18 protein-coding genes are annotated in these 16,426 nt (G+C 64.2%); 10 read left to right on the plus strand and 8 right to left on the minus strand.

Features of this window, described 5'->3' with window-relative positions; translation table 11 throughout:
• The first annotated feature begins 82 nt into the window (after positions 1 to 82).
• Entirely contained in the window at positions 83 to 817 is a 735-nt protein-coding gene (locus VK792_RS04745) for an RlmE family RNA methyltransferase (protein WP_326296204.1), read from the plus strand.
• On the opposite strand, the gene VK792_RS04750 is transcribed toward VK792_RS04745, so the two are convergent.
• Positions 808 to 1,068: a hypothetical protein gene (locus VK792_RS04750; RefSeq protein WP_326296205.1), complete on the minus strand. Its 261-nt coding sequence runs from the start codon at positions 1,066 to 1,068 to the stop codon at positions 808 to 810. The genes VK792_RS04745 and VK792_RS04750 overlap by 10 nt on opposite strands.
• Before the next feature lie 92 nt (positions 1,069 to 1,160).
• Positions 1,161 to 2,111, minus strand: coding sequence for a GlxA family transcriptional regulator (locus tag VK792_RS04755; protein WP_326296206.1), 951 nt, complete (start codon positions 2,109 to 2,111; stop codon positions 1,161 to 1,163).
• Positions 2,112 to 2,183: 72 nt separating this feature from the next.
• On the opposite strand from VK792_RS04755, the gene bcoG reads away from it, so the two are divergent.
• From bcoG to VK792_RS04800, 9 genes are all read left to right on the plus strand, one after another.
• Positions 2,184 to 3,092: a 3-dehydrocarnitine:acetyl-CoA trimethylamine transferase BcoG gene (gene bcoG, locus VK792_RS04760; RefSeq protein WP_326296207.1), complete on the plus strand. Its 909-nt coding sequence runs from the start codon at positions 2,184 to 2,186 to the stop codon at positions 3,090 to 3,092.
• Between the two features lie 64 nt (positions 3,093 to 3,156).
• The gene (locus VK792_RS04765; RefSeq protein ID WP_326296208.1) at positions 3,157 to 3,531 is read left to right on the plus strand and encodes a hypothetical protein; all 375 of its coding nucleotides are present in this window, start codon (positions 3,157 to 3,159) and stop codon (positions 3,529 to 3,531) included.
• 11 nt (positions 3,532 to 3,542) lie between these two features.
• On the plus strand, positions 3,543 to 4,175 hold the full coding sequence (locus VK792_RS04770; RefSeq protein ID WP_326296209.1) for an SGNH/GDSL hydrolase family protein: 633 nt from the start codon (positions 3,543 to 3,545) through the stop codon (positions 4,173 to 4,175).
• 71 nt (positions 4,176 to 4,246) lie between these two features.
• Positions 4,247 to 4,621 (plus strand): lipocalin family protein, encoded by a 375-nt coding sequence (locus tag VK792_RS04775; RefSeq protein ID WP_326296210.1) that lies wholly within the window; start codon positions 4,247 to 4,249, stop codon positions 4,619 to 4,621.
• Positions 4,618 to 5,379 carry an SDR family oxidoreductase gene (locus VK792_RS04780; protein ID WP_326296211.1) on the plus strand — a complete coding sequence of 254 codons (762 nt, stop codon included), beginning with the start codon at positions 4,618 to 4,620 and terminating at the stop codon, positions 5,377 to 5,379. The genes VK792_RS04775 and VK792_RS04780 overlap by 4 nt, the downstream gene beginning before the upstream one ends.
• Positions 5,376 to 6,782 (plus strand): carnitine 3-dehydrogenase, encoded by a 1,407-nt coding sequence (locus tag VK792_RS04785; protein WP_326296212.1) that lies wholly within the window; start codon positions 5,376 to 5,378, stop codon positions 6,780 to 6,782. The genes VK792_RS04780 and VK792_RS04785 overlap by 4 nt, the downstream gene beginning before the upstream one ends.
• A 2-nt stretch (positions 6,783 to 6,784) precedes the next feature.
• On the plus strand, positions 6,785 to 7,945 hold the full coding sequence (locus tag VK792_RS04790) for an acyl-CoA dehydrogenase family protein (protein ID WP_326296213.1): 1,161 nt from the start codon (positions 6,785 to 6,787) through the stop codon (positions 7,943 to 7,945).
• Between the two features lie 65 nt (positions 7,946 to 8,010).
• Complete coding sequence (locus VK792_RS04795; protein WP_326296266.1) at positions 8,011 to 10,065, plus strand: acetate--CoA ligase family protein; 2,055 nt, start codon at positions 8,011 to 8,013, stop codon at positions 10,063 to 10,065.
• Entirely contained in the window at positions 10,062 to 10,847 is a 786-nt protein-coding gene (locus tag VK792_RS04800; protein WP_326296214.1) for a carnitinyl-CoA dehydratase, read from the plus strand. Before VK792_RS04795 ends, VK792_RS04800 begins: the two co-directional genes overlap by 4 nt.
• Positions 10,848 to 10,929: 82 nt before the next feature.
• Here the strand turns inward: VK792_RS04800 and VK792_RS04805 are convergent, their stop codons facing one another.
• The 6 genes from VK792_RS04805 to VK792_RS04830 form a co-directional block, all read right to left on the minus strand.
• Positions 10,930 to 12,168: an NAD(P)/FAD-dependent oxidoreductase gene (locus tag VK792_RS04805; protein WP_326296215.1), complete on the minus strand. Its 1,239-nt coding sequence runs from the start codon at positions 12,166 to 12,168 to the stop codon at positions 10,930 to 10,932.
• Positions 12,165 to 13,352: a vWA domain-containing protein gene (locus VK792_RS04810; protein ID WP_326296216.1), complete on the minus strand. Its 1,188-nt coding sequence runs from the start codon at positions 13,350 to 13,352 to the stop codon at positions 12,165 to 12,167. Before VK792_RS04810 ends, VK792_RS04805 begins: the two co-directional genes overlap by 4 nt.
• Positions 13,353 to 13,364: 12 nt before the next feature.
• Positions 13,365 to 13,529: an apolipoprotein acyltransferase gene (locus VK792_RS04815; protein ID WP_326296217.1), complete on the minus strand. Its 165-nt coding sequence runs from the start codon at positions 13,527 to 13,529 to the stop codon at positions 13,365 to 13,367.
• A gap of 8 nt (positions 13,530 to 13,537) precedes the next feature.
• Positions 13,538 to 14,902 carry a DUF2927 domain-containing protein gene (locus VK792_RS04820; protein WP_326296218.1) on the minus strand — a complete coding sequence of 455 codons (1,365 nt, stop codon included), beginning with the start codon at positions 14,900 to 14,902 and terminating at the stop codon, positions 13,538 to 13,540.
• On the minus strand, positions 14,902 to 15,357 hold the full coding sequence (locus tag VK792_RS04825) for a GNAT family N-acetyltransferase (protein ID WP_326296219.1): 456 nt from the start codon (positions 15,355 to 15,357) through the stop codon (positions 14,902 to 14,904). The genes VK792_RS04820 and VK792_RS04825 overlap by 1 nt, the downstream gene beginning before the upstream one ends.
• A 120-nt stretch (positions 15,358 to 15,477) precedes the next feature.
• On the minus strand, positions 15,478 to 16,383 hold the full coding sequence (locus VK792_RS04830; protein WP_326296220.1) for an AEC family transporter: 906 nt from the start codon (positions 16,381 to 16,383) through the stop codon (positions 15,478 to 15,480).
• Positions 16,384 to 16,426 lie beyond the last annotated feature (43 nt).

Here is a 16,426-nt window from a genome sequence, read left to right on the forward strand (position 1 = left end):
CGCTGCCCCTCTTGCCCCTTCGCAGGCTTCGGGGCAATTCACCCCGAGGTATTTTGAAAACCAAAGAAACGAGGAGCCGGGCATGGCCAAGGGACCGGACGGCAAGAACACATCGGGGCGCGGCCAGCGCGATCTGAAGGTCAAGGTCAAGACCGCGCGCGGGCGCAAGCTGTCCTCGACCCGGTGGTTGCAGCGCCAGTTGAACGACCCCTATGTCAAGCGCGCGAAGGCCGAAGGCTATCGTGGACGCGCGGCGTTCAAGATTCTCGAACTGGATGAGAAGTTCCGCTTTCTCGTGCCCGGCGCGCGGGTGGTTGATCTGGGCTGCGCCCCCGGCGGCTGGTGTCAGGTGGCGGTGGCGCGGGTGAACGCGCTGGGGGAAAAGAGCGGCAAGAAGATCGGCACCGTGCTGGGTGTCGATCTGCAAGAGGTCGAACCGATCGCGGGGGCCGAGATCCACCAGCTGGATTTCATGGCGGATGGGGCAGATGAACAGGTCAAGGACTGGCTGGGCGGCAAAGCGGATGTGGTGATGTCGGACATGGCAGCGGCGTCGTCGGGACACAAGCAGACAGACCATTTGCGCATCATCGCCCTGTGCGAAGCGGCAGCCTACCTCGCGTTCGATGTGCTGGAAGAGGGCGGTACCTTTGTTGCCAAGGTGCTGGCCGGGGGGGCCGAGGGCGAGTTGCAGAAGCTGCTGAAGACCGCTTTCACCAAGGTGGTGAACGTCAAACCGCCGTCATCACGCGCCGACAGTTCCGAGAAATTCGTGGTGGCCACAGGGTTCCGAGGGCTGCCAGACGATCAGCGCTGACGCCGCAGCCAGAAGGCGCGGCGCGGCGGTGCCTCGCACGGGCGGTCGGTGTCCGAGCAAACGCGCAGCGACGCATCGGCACTTGCCTGGAACTGGCGTGCGAAATAGGGGGACACGACCGCGATTTCCTCGAATTCGTCATTCAGGGCGGATTGAATGTCCTGCTGATGTTGCAGGTCGAAAAGCCGCGCATGTTGCCGCTGCCGCAGGCGCGACTGCACGCTTGTCAGGGGATCGGCAAAGTGGCGCATCGGAACCTCATGTACTGCCGCGCGGGGATACGCTCGGCCAAATCCCTTTATTTTCAATGAATACGGCGAAAACCGGTGCAACAATGCGTCGCTCAGGCGGAGATTTCCCGCCGCAGCGCCTGTGGCGTCGTGCAGAACCGCCTGCGAAAGGCGCGGGTCAGGGCGGCAGGGTCTTCGTATCCGCTGAGCAGGGCGATTTCCGACACTGGCAACATGCCGCCCTCGACCATCTGCCGCGCCGCGCTCAGACGCAGGTGGCGGTAAAGCGTCCCGGGGCTGGTGCCAAGCGCAGCCTGGCAGCGCCGGGCCAGCGTGCGCTGGGTCACCCCAAGTTGCGCCGCGATTTCCGACAGCGGACGCGGGGTATCCAGACTGGACCGCATCAGGGCAATGGCGCGACCAACCATGGCATCGCCCGGCATCGCACGCGCCGAGGTGTGTTGCGGCCGTCCGGTCAGGAACAGCGCGTCCAGGTCCACACCTGCAGCTTGCCCAAGGTCGCGCACGACAAACCTGCGTGACAAATCGAATGCAGCTTGGGCCCCGGCGCAGGTGATCCGGTCGCCATCTTCCACCACCGGATCGTCCAGCAGGGTCACATCCAGGAAGCGTTCGGAAAACGCTGTATACAGCTCTGTATGCAGCGTTGCACGTCGCCCTTGCAGCAGCCCGGCAGAGGCCATCAGCCAGGGTGCGGAATCGAAGCCCGCCACCTGTTTCGCACGGCCCGCGGCTCGGCGCAGGGCCCGGCGCGTCCGGGGGCTGTCGTGGCGCAGGTGATCATAGCTGGACAGGATCATCAGAAGGTCGACCCGCGGCAGGTCCTCCAGCGGGCTGTCTGGGGTCACAGACATGCCGGACGATGACCGAACCGGCCCGCCATCGAGACTGGCAAATTGCCAGAGATAGGCCGGATTGCGGGCAAAACTGTTGGCGGCGCGCAGCGGTTCGATACAATTCGCCAAGCACAGGTTTGAAAACCTGTCGAAGATCAGAACAGCAATCGAAGTTTCGCGCGCGGGCGATTCTGTCCATTTGGGCATGATCCTGACCATATCGGCATGGTTGACCAGCGCGCCAGCGGCAATGATGTTGCGACAAGAGGAGTGTGCCCTATGCCGCTGACCATGAACAAAGACGTTTTCATCACCTGCGCCGTGACCGGTTCGGGCGCCACCCAGGACCGCAGCCCGCATGTACCGCGCTCGCCTGCGCAAATCGCTGAAAGCGCGATCGAGGCCGCGCGCGCCGGGGCGGCCATCGTGCATTGCCATGTACGCGACCCCGAAACCGGCAAACCCAGTCGCGACCTTGGGTATTACCGCGAAGTGACCGACCGAATCCGGGAGGCAGAAATCGACGTGGTGCTGAACCTGACCGCGGGCATGGGCGGGGATATGGTCTTTGGTCCCACCGAACGGCCGCTGCCGTTGCAGGACGGGACGGATATGGCAGGTGCGGCGGAACGGGTGGAACATATCAAGCAGTGCCTGCCCGAGATCTGCACACTAGATTGCGGGACGATGAACTTTGCAGAATCCGACTATGTCATGACCAACACGCCGGGTATGTTGCAAGCAATGGGCCGGATGATGACCCATCTTGGCGTAAAGCCCGAGATCGAGGCCTTCGACACCGGGCACCTGTGGTACGCCAAGCAACTGGTCAAGGACGGCATCCTTGACAGTCCCGCACTGGTGCAGTTGTGCATGGGGGTCCCCTGGGGCGCGCCGGATGACCTGAACACCTTCATGGCGATGGTGAACAATATTCCAGACGACTGGACGTTCAGCGCGTTCGCCCTCGGGCGCAACCAGATGGCCTATGTTGCGGCATCGGTGTTGGCCGGTGGCAACGTGCGTGTCGGTCTGGAAGACAATCTTTGGCTGGAAAAGGGTGTGCTGGCCACCAACGCGCAACTGGTGGATCGTGCTGTCGGAATCGTCGAACGCATGGGCGCCCGCGTCATTGGTCCGCAAGAGGTGCGCGAAAAGCTGGGCCTGACCAAGCGGGCCCCGGCGTGAACCATGTTGCGATCTGGCCGATCGCTCGGACTGCATACGCATGCCAGACGCAAGGGCCTTATGCGTGAAGGACGTTTTTTTGCGGGAACGTGACGTGATCGGAATTACCTCAGGTTTCATCAGTAAAGGGTTGACTGCAATAGGGATTTTGACCTTGAGCGCCTGTCTTCCCCAAGACCGTGATCCGACACCGCAACCCGACCCAACGGAACGGGCCGCCTGCGAGGCCAAAGGCGGAACCTATGGCATCGGCGGGCTGTTCGGCGACTATATGTGTTTCCTGATAACCCCGGACGGTGGCCAGGCCTGTGCCCGCCAGGGTGACTGCGCCGGCATGTGCATGGCAGAAACACGCACCTGTTCAACGGTGACCCCAATGTTTGGATGTCACAGTTTCCTCGATCTCGACGGCAGTGTCGTCGAGATGTGTATCGACTGAAAGGTCCGCTCATGTCTGTGATCCTGATCTATGGCGACAGCAATTCGCACGGCACGATGCCGATGTCCGTTGCGGGCCTGTCCGAACGCCACCCCAAGGGCACCCGCTGGCCGGACACGTTGGCCGTCGAATTGGGCACGGGTCACGAGGTGATCTGCGAAGGTCTTCCCGGCCGCACGACGGTGCACGATGATGCCGTTGAAGGTGGAGAGAGAAATGGAATCAAGGTGTTGCCGGCGATACTTCATTCCCACAAGCCGATTGATCTGATGATCCTGATGTTGGGGACCAACGATCTGAAGCATCGGTTTTCCGTCACCGCTTACGAGATCGCGCGGTCGATCGAACGCCTGGTCCAGGCGACCCGCGCCGAAGGCGTCGTGCAGGACATCATGATCGTCGCGCCCGCTCCGGTGCGTGAATGCGGCACGCTCGTCGATGTGTTTGCCGGTGCCGAGGCGCGCCAACAGGGGGTGGAGGCGCATCTGCAGGCGGTTGCCGCACGCCAGAATTGCGGATTCGTTCGGGCCGGGGATACCGTCACCGTTTCGCCCAAGGATGGGGTGCATTGGGACCCTGCCGATCACGTTGCCTTTGGCAAGGCCTTCGCGCCCGTCGTGTCAGCACGGTTGGCCGACCTTTGAGGGGGCTTGCATTGATCGTGTTGCTGGCGGCGTGTCAGTTTGGCCCTGCGGCGCGTCAGGACCATATCCCCTTGCGCAATCCGACCGCACCGGTCGCGTCGCAGGTGAATGTGCCGCTTTCTGCACTTCTGGGGGACTGGATCGTGGTTGAAGGCGCTGGAATTGAGGCCGGTGGAGACATTAGGATCGACTCGCAAGACATTTATATTGAGGGACAATCCGAAAAGTATTCTTATGATGGGGCAGGGCGGTTCCGCACGGATGACGGTCCGCTCTGGGTGTACTGGATCGACGTGGGCTATCGAACGGTCGCAATGGGGGACCCGCAGGGAACAAGGGTCTGGATCATGGATCGCCAGGCCTCTGGCAGCCCAGACCGACTGCGCGCCGCGCGCGAGATCCTGCAATGGTATGGATACGATCTGACACGGCTGGAGGGCGCATGACACGGGTTTTGATCACCGGGGGCGCCACCGGGCTGGGCCGCGCCATGGCTGAAGGATTTGCCGCGCAGGGCGCGCGCGTGGCGGTTTGTGACGCCGATCCGGCAGCGGTCGCGGCGTTGCAGTCGGACCGTCCCGATATTCGTGCCGCACAGGCCGACGTGACCGATGAGGCCGCGATGGGCTGGTTCCTGAAAGGGCTCGAAGACGACTGGCAAGGTATAGACGTGGTCTGTGCCAATGCCGGGATTGGCGGCCCCGCCGGGCGGATCGAGGAGTTGGACTATACCGACTGGATGCGCTGCATCGAGGTCAATCTTGGCGGTGTCTTCCTGACCTGCCGCTGGGCGGCCCGGCTGATGCGGGCGCAGGGGTCTGGCGCGATCATCCTGACATCCTCGACCTCTGGACAATGGGGGGTGCCGCTGCGGTCGCCCTATGTCGCCGCGAAATGGGGTATCGTGGGCCTGACCAAGACGCTTGCGATGGAACTGGGCCCGGCAGGAGTGCGGGTGAATGCGATCTGCCCAGGTGCGGTCGAAGGCGATCGGATGGAACGCGTGGTCGCGATGGAAGCGGCGGCCAGCGGAAAATCCCCCGACGAGGTGCGCGCACAATATGTTCGCGGGGTGTCGCTGCGAGCCTGGGTCAACGCGAAAGATGTAACGGAAACGGTGCTTTGGCTGGCATCCCCGCAGGCGCGGATGATCTCTGGCCAGGTCATCGCCATCGACGGACATACGGAGAGCATGGTGTCATGACGAAAACGGCAGCAATCATCGGCGGCGGTGTGATCGGAGGCGGTTGGGCGGCGCGCTTTGCCCTGATGGGGTGGGATGTGCGCATCTTCGACCCCGACCCGGAAGCAGAGCGCAAGATGGGCGAGGTGATGCGCAACGCCGAACGCGCCTTGCCGATGCTGTATGATACCGCTTTGCCCGAACGTGGTCGGATCAGTTTCCACGCGGAACTGGCCGATGCGGTGCAGGGCGCGATCTGGATCCAGGAAAGCGTTCCTGAACGTCTTGACCTGAAACTGAAGGTTTATCAGTCACTTCAGGCGTGTTGCTTACCTGATGCGGTGATCGCCTCCTCGACCTCTGGGTTCAAACCGTCCGAGATTCAGGACGGTGCGGCACGGCCCGAACAGATCCTTGTCGCGCATCCGTTCAACCCGGTCTACCTGCTGCCCCTGGCCGAGCTGGTTCCCAGCCCAAGGAACACGCCGGAAGTCATTGATAAGGCGAAGACAATCCTCACAGAGATCGGGATGTTCCCGCTGCATGTCCGGGCCGAGATCGACGCCCATATCGCCGACCGGTTCCTTGAGGCCGTGTGGCGAGAGGCGCTGTGGCTGGTCAAGGACGGCATTGCCACGACCGAGGAGATCGACAACGCGATCCGGTATGGCTTTGGCCTGCGGTGGGCGCAGATGGGTCTGTTCGAAACCTATCGCGTGGCCGGCGGCGAGGCCGGGATGCGGCACTTCATGGCGCAGTTCGGTCCCTGCCTTAGCTGGCCCTGGACCAAGCTGATGGATGTGCCCGAATTCACTGACGAACTGGTCGACCTGATCGCGGACCAGTCCGACGCTCAATCCGGCGCCTTCACGATCCGCGAGCTGGAAGCCAAGCGCGACATGAACCTTGTCGCCATGCTGCGCGCCCTGAAAGGCCGGGAGGAGGCCGCGGGCGCGCTGCTGCGCAGCCATGAACGCGGCTTGCGTTTCGACCCGGACGGCGTGCCGATGGTGACCCAGCGCCGTGTTGTGCCGATCGACTGGACCGACATGAACGGCCATATGAACGAGGGCCGCTATGGCCAGGTGTTCAGCGACGCGGCAGAGGTATTGATGGCCGCCGTGGGCGCAGACGAGGCCTATGTGGCGGCGGGCAACAGCTATTTTACGGTGGAAACCACGGTGAAATACCTGATGGAGACCCATGCCGGAGAGGCCATTCGCGTCGATAGCCGCGTTACCCTAGGCGACGGCAAGAAACTTCGCGTTTTCCACGAGATGCGGCGCGAAGCTGATAACGAACTTTTGGCAAGTTGCGACCAGTTCATGCTGCATGTCAGCCTTGAGACCCGGCGCAGTTGCCCGCCCTTGCCGCATGTCCAGGCCGCGGTCGAGGCATTGGCCGCCAGGCACAAGGAGTCCTGACGATGAACTTTGGTCTGACCGAAGAACAGCAGATGATCGTCGACACGGTGCGCAGCTTTGTCGAGAAAGAGATCTATCCGCATGAAGACGTGGTGGAACGCACCGGCGAGGTGCCAAAAGAGATCGCCGCAGAGATCAAGCGCAAGTGCCTTGACCTGGGCTTTTATGCCTCGAACTTTCCCGAAGAGGTCGGCGGCCCGGGGCTGAGCCACCTGGAATTCGCGCTGGTCGAGCGGGAACTTGGGCGTGGCTCCATGGCGCTGACGCATTTCTTTGGCCGGCCACAGAATATCCTGATGGCTTGCAACGGCGAACAGCGCGAAAAATACCTGCTGCCCGCCGTGCGCGGCGAGCGCATGGACGCGCTGGCGATGACCGAACCCGATGCCGGATCGGATGTGCGGGGGATGAAATGCAATGCCGTGCGCGACGGGGGCGATTGGGTTGTGAACGGCACAAAGCACTTCATCTCTGGCGCGGATCATGCTGATTTCTTTATCGTTTTCATCGCAACCGGGGTGGATGAAACCCATCACGGGCCGAAAAAGCGGATCACCTGTTTCCTGGTCGACCGGGGCCATCCCGGCTTCACCGTGCGCAAGGGCTATGACAGCGTCAGCCACCGGGGCTACAAGAATTGCGTTCTGGAATTTGACAACTGTCGTTTGCCCGATGCGCAGGTCTTGGGTGCCGTCGATGGCGGTTTCGCGGTGATGAACGAATGGCTTTACGCCACCCGCATCACCGTGGCCACCATGTGCGTGGGCCGCGCCCGACGGGTCTTCGACTATGCGCTGAGCTACGCTGCCGAGCGCCAGCAGTTCGGTCAGCCCATCGGCAAGTTCCAGGGGATCGGCTTCCAACTCGCTGACATGATTACGGAAATCGACGCCGCCGATCACCTGACCCTTGCCAGCGCCTGGCGCCTGGACCAAGGGCTGCCTGCCAACCGTGAAATCGCCAGCGCGAAACTCTATGCGAGCGAGATGCTGGCGCGGGTCACCGACGCGGCCTTGCAGGTGCATGGCGGTATGGGGTTGATGGCGGATTTGCCGTTGGAACGGTTTTGGCGCGATGCCCGCGTTGAACGCATCTGGGATGGAACCAGCGAAATTCAGAGGCATATCATCGCGCGCGAGCTTTTGCGCCCTTTGGGGGCGTGACCTTCCCGAGACTTTGTGAATAAATTCAGTTCGGTGAAGTGAATGGGAGGCGCTGTGCTGTGAGCATGGAGCGGCTTGAACGTCTGCTGAAGCCGCGCTCTGTCGCGGTGATCGGCGGCGGCGCCTGGTGCAGGGCGGTCGTGCGCGGCTTGCGCAACATGGGCTATGCTTGGGACGTTTGGCCCGTGCATCCGACGGCAGAGGCGATCGAGGGAGTGCGCGCCAGGCGCAGTCTCTCCATGTTGCCCGAGGCGCCGGATGCGGCCTTTGTCGGCGTCAACCGGGATGCAACCATCGACGTGGTGCGCGAACTGTCCCGGATAGGGGCAGGCGGCGCGGTCTGCTTTGCCAGCGGGTTTTCGGAAACGACGGATGGGCAAGAGTTGAACGCCGCCCTGCTGGACGCGGCGGGCGCCATGCCGGTGATCGGCCCCAATTGCTATGGCTTCATCAACGCGGTCGAGCGCGCCGCGCTTTGGCCCGATATTCACGGGCTGGTCAAGGTTGACCGAGGCGTTGCGATCCTGACCCAGTCCTCGAACATTGCGCTGAACATGTCGATGCAGCGCCGGGGCTTGCCAATTGCCTATCTCGCCAGCGCTGGCAACCAGGCCCAGACCAGCCTTGCGGAATTGGCCACCGCGTTCCTTGAGGATCCCTGCGTGACCGCCCTTGGCCTGCACATCGAAGGCATCGGCGATCTGCGAGGGTTCGAGGACATGGCCCGCGTCGCGCGCAGTTCCGGCAAATCCGTCGTTGTCCTGAAAACAGGGCGGTCGGACGCGGCCCAGGCCGCGGCGGTGTCGCACACGGCCTCGATTTCGGGCAGCGATGCGGGTGCCGACGCGCTGTTCAAACGCTTGGGGATGGCGCGGGTCAATTCGCTGGATGTGATGCTGGAGGCGCTGAAACTGCTGCATTTTGCCGGACCGCTGCCAGTGGGCGAAATCGCGTCCATGTCCTGTTCCGGCGGTGAAGCGAGCCTGATGGCCGATGCCGCCGCCGCGCAAGGGCTGCGGTTTGCCGAACTGTCGCCGGCCCAGAGGAAAGAGCTGGAGCATGTGCTGGGCCCGCGTGTGACGGTTTCCAACCCGCTCGACTATCACACCTACATCTGGGGCAACACGCAGGCCATGGCAGATACGTTTGCCGCCATGATGAAGGGGCGTGCGGTCCTGTCTTGCCTGATCGCCGATTTTCCGCGCTCTGACCGGTGCCAGACCGATGCCTGGGAATGCCTGATCGAGGCCGCCGCGCAGGCCAAGAAGACCGTCGGCCTGCCTCTGGCCGTCGTGTCCTCCATCGCCGACACCATGCCCGAAGATATTGTTGACCGGTTGGTGGGGCACGGGCTGATCCCGATGGCAGAGCTGGAAAACGCCACACGCGCGATCCGCGTGGTAACCGAACTCGGGCGTCCCCTGCGCCATCCCGCCGCTGTGATGGTGCCGCGGGCGGTGCCCGGTGTTGCCCTGCTGGCAGAGGCCGAGGCGAAGCGTGCGTTGTCGCACCAGGGGGTGGATATTCCTTTCGGGGCGCTGGCCGACACGCCCGAAGAAGCCGGAACGCTGGCCGAGGGGCGCGGGCCGGTGGTGCTGAAGGCGCAGGGCATCGCCCACAAGACAGAAGCCGGGGCGGTGGCGCTTGGCCTGACCACGCCCGGGGCGGTCGCCGATGCGGCACGCACCATGCCCGGTGGGCCTTTCCTGGTCGAGGAAATGATAGACGGCGCGGTGGCCGAACTGCTCGTCGGCGTGGTAGCCGATCCCGCGCATGGCTATGTTCTGACGCTGGCGCAAGGCGGCATACTTGCCGAACTCGCCGCCGATTCCGCCAAGCTGTTGTTGCCGGTGGACCGAAGCGCGTTGCGCGGAGCGCTGAGCACATTGCGGATCTGGCCGGTGCTGATGGGCTATCGCGGGCGCCCGGGCGCTGACCCGGAAAAGATCATCGACGCAATTATGGCGATCCAGTCCTATGTGCAGGACATGGGCGGCGCGGTTCAGGAACTGGAAATCAACCCGCTGATCGTCACACCAACCCGCGCGGTTGCGGTCGATGCCTTGGTCCGCACCGCGCCCCGGATTGTCCCCGACTGGCAAAAGGAATTCCATTCATGACCGACAGCCCGATCAGAACAGAGCGTCGCGGCCATGTGCTCGAGGTCACGCTCGACCGTCCCAAGGCCAACGCGATCGACCTCGCGACCAGCCGCCTGATGGGACAGGTCTTCGCCGATTTTCGCGACGACCCCGACCTGCGCGTGGCGCTGGTGACCGGCGCAGGACAGAAATTCTTTTGTCCGGGCTGGGATCTCAAGGCCGCCGCCGAAGGCGATGCCGTCGATGGCGATTACGGCGTGGGCGGGTTCGGGGGCTTGCAGGAACTGCGCGACCTGAACAAGCCGGTGATCATGGCGGTGAACGGCATCTGCTGTGGCGGCGGGCTGGAACTGGCGCTGTCCGGCGATATCATCCTGGCCGCGGATCACGCCACCTTCGCCCTGCCGGAAATCCGCTCGGGCACCGTGGCCGATGCGGCAAGCGTCAAGCTGCCGAAACGCATCCCCTATCACATCGCGATGGAAATGCTGCTCACCGGCCGCTGGCTCGATGTCGCAGAAGCCGCGCGCTGGGGGGTCGTGAACCACGTCTACCCGGCCGAACACCTGATGGCCAAGGCGCGGGAGATGGCAGATCTGCTCGCCTCGGGCCCGCCGCTGGTCTATGCCGCGATCAAGGAAATCGTGCGCGCCGCCGAAGACAGTTCGTTCCAGAACACCATGAACCGCATCACCAAACGCCAGTTTGCCACGGTCGAAAGGCTCTATTCCAGCGAAGACCAGCTCGAAGGCGCGCGCGCCTTCGCCGAGAAACGCGATCCGGTCTGGAAAGGCCGCTAAGCCCCTGCAAACGGCCGCCTCCTTCTTCTGGCGGAAAATATCCCGGAGAGCACGAGAGGCAGCGCCTCTCGTCTGGCGCCAGTCAGACCGCGCCCATCGCTTGGTACGCGGTGAAGGCCAGCGCATACCCCGCCTCGCGCAAACGCCGCGCGGACACCGGGACCGGCGCGCTCAGGGGCAGGGGCAGGGCACGCGCGTCGCCGCTGACCAGATACGCCGACATCGCCTTGCCAAACCAGGTCCCCGGCGCGATGCCGCGCCCGTTATAGGCCATCGGCGCAAAGACACGGTCCGCCAGGCGATAGATCATCGGCAGGTGATCGGGGGTAAAGGCCACGCGCCCGTGCCAGCCATGGCGGAACCCGACCGGACCAAGGTCCGGGAACAGTTTCTGCAGCCGTTTCGCGGCCCAGCGGCGCGCCAGGGCGCCATCGCGCCCCATGCTGCCCACGACCAGCCCGCCGCGCCCGTCCCTGCGGACATAGGTCATGATCGGCGCGGTGTCCCACAGACCCTGCCCGCCGGGCAGGATCCGCGCGATCCTGTCGCCCAGGGGTTCGGTTCCGATCTGGAACAGGTCGATGGCGGAAAACGTGTTGCGCAGCCCCGGCCAGAGGTCGAGGTTATAGGCATTGGCCGCCAGCACCACCCGCCGGGCCCGCACGGTGCCCTGCGCGGTAGTCAACGCCCATCCATTCCGTTCTTCCAGCCGCGTCACCGCGCAGCCGGTGACCAGCCGCGCCCCCGCCGCCCGCGCCGCCCGCGCCAGTCCCCGGGCATAGCCCATGGGGTTGATCGTCCCCGCACGGGCATCCACCAGCCCGCCGTAAAACCGCGTCGACCCGATCATCTCTGCGGCTGCGTCGCGGTCCAGCAACGTCACCGGCGCGCCACGGGCCTGCCACTGGCGGTGCCGATCTGCCAGGTCCTTCATCCCGGCGGGGGAATGGGCGGCGTGGATCGTGCCGGTGCGCGTCAGGTCGCAACGGATCTGGTGGCGTTCGATCAGGTCCATGACATAGGCGGGCGCCTCGGACAGCTCTCCGATCAGGCGGGACCGGTCCGGCCCCAGCCGGCGCACGGCTTCGTCGGGCGGCAGCCACAGCCCGGCGTTCAACAGGCCGACATTGCGCCCCGACCCGCCAAACCCCGGCTCCCGTGCTTCGATCACGGCCACATCCAGCCCGGCATCGGCTGCATGCAGCGCTGTCGACAGGCCCGTATAGCCCGCGCCGATCACCGCCACGTCGACGGTTTCGGGCAAGGGATCAGACGGTACCGCGGGTTCCGCCGACACGTCGGCCCAATGCGAAACGGTCATCCCCGCGTCAGCTCCTTCATGCCGGTTTCGATACCCTGCAGCGTCATCGGCACCATGCGGTTTTCAAAAATCTCCTGGATCATCCCGATCGACTGGGTATAGCCCCAGTATTTCTCGGGCACCGGGTTGATCCACAGGTTCGCGGGCCACTGTTCGCGGGCGCGCTGCAACCAGACCTGGCCCGCTTCCGGGTTCCGGTGTTCGTTGGCCCCGCCGGGATAGGCGATCTCGTAGGGGGACATCGACGCATCGCCGACGAAGATGCACTTGTAGTCCGCCCCGTAGGTGCGCAGCACCTCTTGCGTCAGGGTTTGGGCATCCCAGCGGCGGCGGTTGTCGCGCCAGACGCCTTCGTACAAACAATTGTGGAAGTAGTAATATTCAAGGTGCTTGAACTCGGCCCGCGCGGCGGAAAACAGTTCTTCCACCACCTTGATATGGGGGTCCATCGACCCGCCGACGTCGAGGAACAGCAGCACCTTGACCGCGTTGCGCCGTTCGGGCCGGGTCTGCACATCCAGATAGCCGTGTTCGGCGGTGGCCCGGATCGTGCCGTCCAGGTCCAGCTCGTCATGGGCGCCGTCGCGGGCCCAGCGGCGCAGGCGTTTCAGCGCCACCTTGATGTTGCGGGTGCCCAGTTCGACGTCGCCATCCAGGTTCCTGAACTCGCGCTTGTCCCAGACCTTGACCGCGCGCTGGTGGCGGCTTTCCTTCTGGCCGATGCGCACGCCTTCGGGGTTGTAGCCATAGGCACCAAAGGGCGAGGTGCCGGCGGTGCCGACCCATTTGCTGCCGCCCTGGTGCCGGCCCTTCTGTTCCTCAAGCCGCTTTTTCAGCGTCTCCATCAGCTTGTCAAAGCCGCCCAGAGCCTCGATTTCGGCCTTTTCCTCGGGGGTCAGATGCTTTTCGGCCAGCTTTTCCAGCCAGTCGCGCGGCAGGTCGATCGCCTCCAGCACCGCATCGGCGGAAATTTCATCCAGCCCCGAGAAAGTCGCGGCGAAGGCGCGGTCGAACTTGTCGATGTTGCGTTCGTCCTTCACCATCGCGCTGCGCGCGAGGTAATAGAACCCCTCGGCGTCATAAGTCGCCAGCCCCGCCTTCATCGCCTCGAGAAAGGTCAGGTATTCGCGCAGGCTGACCGGGACACCGGTCTTGCGCAGGTTTTCAAAGAAGGGGACGAACACCGCCCGCCCGCCTTACAGGGTCTTTTCAAGAAAGATGGTGGCGATCAGCCCGAGGATCGCAAAGGCCATGCCGTATCCCGCCGCGAACTGCGCGATATCGGCAAGGTTTCCCTTGCGGCGTTTCGCGGTCAGGGCGCCGATTGCGGCCCCCAGAAGGGCGGACAGGATCACGATCATTCTTGGCCTCAGCTTGCTGTTTCGACGTGCAGCGCCGCAACCTCGTCAGCCTTGCCGCGCACCGCACTTTCTGCGCCAAATCCGTAACGCGCCCAGCCCAGACTGTCCAGCCGCAGGCGTGCCGCCGCGTCTGTCTGGCCCAGGTGGTCCAGCGCCTCGGCCTGCAACAGCATGAGCGTGGCCAGCAGCGCCGCGTTCTGCGCGGCCATCGCCACTTCGGGATAGGGCGCAAGCCGGTCGAGCGCGGCCTGAGGCGCATTGCGCCGGATGTCATCGGCGGCCAGCTGCGCGGCGGTGAAGGCGCGGTGCAGTCGGGTCGACGGGCTGCGCGCGAAGATCGCGTCGGCGGCCCGGAACTCTGCCCGGGCGAAATCGCGATTGCCCTGGTTCAGGCGGCCAAGGATGTAATGGCTGAACCCTAGCCGGTGATCGGTGATCCCGGCATCGCGCGCGATGCGCAGCGCGCGTTCGGCGGCGGACTTGCGCCCGGCGTCCGACGTGCCGGGGCCAAGCGCGGTCTGGATCGCGTCAATCCAGGCGCGGGGTGTGTCTTGCTGTCCGTGCGCCGGGATGCGCGCGCCGCCCGGGTTGATCCGGGCAAGGATGCGCGGAAGACGCGCCGCGACCTCGGCCCGGGACATGCCGTTTGACAGTTCCGGCGCGTAGGTCAGGCGCAGGATCATCATGTCATGCGCGGTCAGAACAGTGTGGACGTTGTCGTCATTGAAGACGCTGTCGGGCAGGCGGTAAAGGTCATTCACCGGGCCAAGCGCCTGGGCCAGTTCCTCGTGCAGGCAGTCACGTAGTTCCTGCGGCGCCACGTCATGCGGCACGAAGATCGCCAGCTTGTCGCGCTTGGTCAGCCTGGTCCAGTCCAGCGCACCGCTGCGGCGGGCAGTCTGGAATTCGGTCCAATCGCTGACACCGGGGATGACGAAGCAGGCCGCCTGCGGCAGCGACCGGCGCACCTGGGCGCGGCTGATCGCATTGACGGTGATCTGCGCCGGGCCATCGGTCAGCGCGATGTCCAGCCCGGCTTCGCTTCGCAACCGTCCGATCAGGTCGCGCAATTCGGTCACCAGAAGCGCGGGTGCCGGACCGGCAACCCGCAAGCGGATCGGGCCGTCGACACGGGTCAGGCGTTCGATCTTGCGACCGGATTCCAGTTCGAACGTCAGGTCAAGGAAATCGCGCGCCAAATCCGCATTCGACAATGGGCCGGACGGCGGCGGGGCCGCGCTAAACCGTTTCATCGGCGGCAGGGGTGTGGTTTTAGGGGTGACCGAGTTGACCTTCAGCGGCAGGCCGGCCCCGTCTGGCGCCGGGGCGCAGGAAGCCAGCAAAAGGATCGCAGTCAGAACCAGCGCGCGCATCAGCCGCGCTGATATTTGACGAACGGGGTGTGTTCCGCGATCTGGTCGTAAAGTGCGCGGGCGTTGACGTTGAAATCCTGCGTCAGCCAATAAACCGTCGGGCGCCCAAGGTCGTCCGCTGCCTTGTAGACGGCTTCGATCAGGTACTTTCCAATGCCACGCTGGCGCTGGTCGCGCCGGGTGAACAGGTCTTGCAGGTAGACGACGCCCTCGGGCTTCCAGCAATGATCATGCAGGATATAGTGGACGAGCCCCACAAGCTCGCCGTCGATTTCTGCCACCAGGCCGTTCAGCGCGGTGTCGTCGGGATCGGTCAGCCGTGCAAAGGTGTGGTCATAGACCGACGCACCCAACGAGGTGTGGTAGAATGCCAGGTACCCGGCCCAAAGTTCCCGCCATTGATCCCGGTCGCCTGCCGTCAACGGACGGATCACCAGTTCGTCTGCCTGGGTCATCTGCTTTGCCTCTTTTGGTCTGCCCGTTCTGTGCGGGCCATTCATTGACCCAAGGTTAGAGCATTTCCATGCGTTTGCACAGTCTTAACTCTGCCCGGTGCGCCGGCGGTCGATCCTCGCCTACGCCAGCCATGCAAGCGAAATCAGCGACAGGGTCGAGGTCCAGATGATGACCGGCGCGATGGCATCGGTGCGAATGCCGTGCAGCATCGCAAGCGCGAAAGCCATGGCCCCGGACGGACCGGCGGCGTTCAGCACGAACAGCGCGTTCCAGTCGGCGGGCGGTGGCGCGACATGCAGCGCGGCCCAGACCAGAGCCGGGAACAGCAGAAGTTTCAGCCCCGAGATCCCGAGGATCGTGGGCGATGGTTTCAGCGCATGGCCCGACAGGATCACACCCAATGCAAAAAGCGTGAGCGGCGCCGCCCCAGCCCCGGCGAAACGGGCAGCGGTCAGCACCGGCTCTGGCACTGGCAGGGCGGCAAGATTCATCACCGTGCCCAGTGCGATGGCGATTAGCACAGGGTTGGTGAGTACGCGCTTGACGGCGGCGCGGGCATTGCTGTCACCGGCCATGACATCGGTGGTGATGATGAAGAAGGCGAAAGACACGCTGGCATCCCAGGCCACGATGGCCGTGATCGGCAAGTTGCCCCCCGCGCCATAGATCAGCAGAGAAATCGGCCAGATGTAGAGCAGCGAGTTCACGAAGATCACGCACATCGCCAGCAGCCAGGCCTCAAGGTGTTCGCGCCCGAAGACGTGGCGCGCGATCCCGTAGCTGAGGCTGAAGGCGATCACCTGGCAGGTGGCATAGGCGGCCAGCGCAGACAGGTCGAAGGCATGAAAATCGACCCGCGCGATCAGCGGAAAGATCAGCGCCGGTTGCAGCACCAGGAAGGCAACGCGGTTGAGCGCTGCGGCCTCGGTCCGGCTGACCTTTCTGGTGCGGCCGAGAACGAAGCCCAGCGCCAGCATCGAGAACACCGGCAGGATGTTGTGGGTCAGGACGTGCAGCATCTGCATGGGCGGGCCTATGACGGGATCGGATCGGTGCCACCGATCCGAC

It is taken from the genome of Mesobacterium hydrothermale (assembly GCF_035818635.1).
Classification (GTDB): Bacteria; Pseudomonadota; Alphaproteobacteria; order Rhodobacterales; family Rhodobacteraceae; genus Mesobacterium_A; species Mesobacterium_A hydrothermale.

What these genes read in the sequence shown, in the direction of transcription:
- VK792_RS04745 (WP_326296204.1), top strand. Translation starts at nt 83, where the DNA reads ATGGCCAAGGGACCGGACGGCAAGAACACATCGGGGCGCGGCCAGCGC.
- VK792_RS04750 (WP_326296205.1), bottom strand. Translation starts at nt 1,068, where the DNA reads ATGCGCCACTTTGCCGATCCCCTGACAAGCGTGCAGTCGCGCCTGCGG.
- VK792_RS04755 (WP_326296206.1), bottom strand. Translation starts at nt 2,111, where the DNA reads ATGCCCAAATGGACAGAATCGCCCGCGCGCGAAACTTCGATTGCTGTT.
- bcoG (WP_326296207.1), top strand. Translation starts at nt 2,184, where the DNA reads ATGCCGCTGACCATGAACAAAGACGTTTTCATCACCTGCGCCGTGACC.
- VK792_RS04770 (WP_326296209.1), top strand. Translation starts at nt 3,543, where the DNA reads ATGTCTGTGATCCTGATCTATGGCGACAGCAATTCGCACGGCACGATG.
- VK792_RS04780 (WP_326296211.1), top strand. Translation starts at nt 4,618, where the DNA reads ATGACACGGGTTTTGATCACCGGGGGCGCCACCGGGCTGGGCCGCGCC.
- VK792_RS04785 (WP_326296212.1), top strand. Translation starts at nt 5,376, where the DNA reads ATGACGAAAACGGCAGCAATCATCGGCGGCGGTGTGATCGGAGGCGGT.
- VK792_RS04790 (WP_326296213.1), top strand. Translation starts at nt 6,785, where the DNA reads ATGAACTTTGGTCTGACCGAAGAACAGCAGATGATCGTCGACACGGTG.
- VK792_RS04795 (WP_326296266.1), top strand. Translation starts at nt 8,011, where the DNA reads ATGGAGCGGCTTGAACGTCTGCTGAAGCCGCGCTCTGTCGCGGTGATC.
- VK792_RS04800 (WP_326296214.1), top strand. Translation starts at nt 10,062, where the DNA reads ATGACCGACAGCCCGATCAGAACAGAGCGTCGCGGCCATGTGCTCGAG.
- VK792_RS04805 (WP_326296215.1), bottom strand. Translation starts at nt 12,168, where the DNA reads ATGACCGTTTCGCATTGGGCCGACGTGTCGGCGGAACCCGCGGTACCG.
- VK792_RS04815 (WP_326296217.1), bottom strand. Translation starts at nt 13,529, where the DNA reads ATGATCGTGATCCTGTCCGCCCTTCTGGGGGCCGCAATCGGCGCCCTG.
- VK792_RS04820 (WP_326296218.1), bottom strand. Translation starts at nt 14,902, where the DNA reads ATGCGCGCGCTGGTTCTGACTGCGATCCTTTTGCTGGCTTCCTGCGCC.
- VK792_RS04825 (WP_326296219.1), bottom strand. Translation starts at nt 15,357, where the DNA reads ATGACCCAGGCAGACGAACTGGTGATCCGTCCGTTGACGGCAGGCGAC.
- VK792_RS04830 (WP_326296220.1), bottom strand. Translation starts at nt 16,383, where the DNA reads ATGCAGATGCTGCACGTCCTGACCCACAACATCCTGCCGGTGTTCTCG.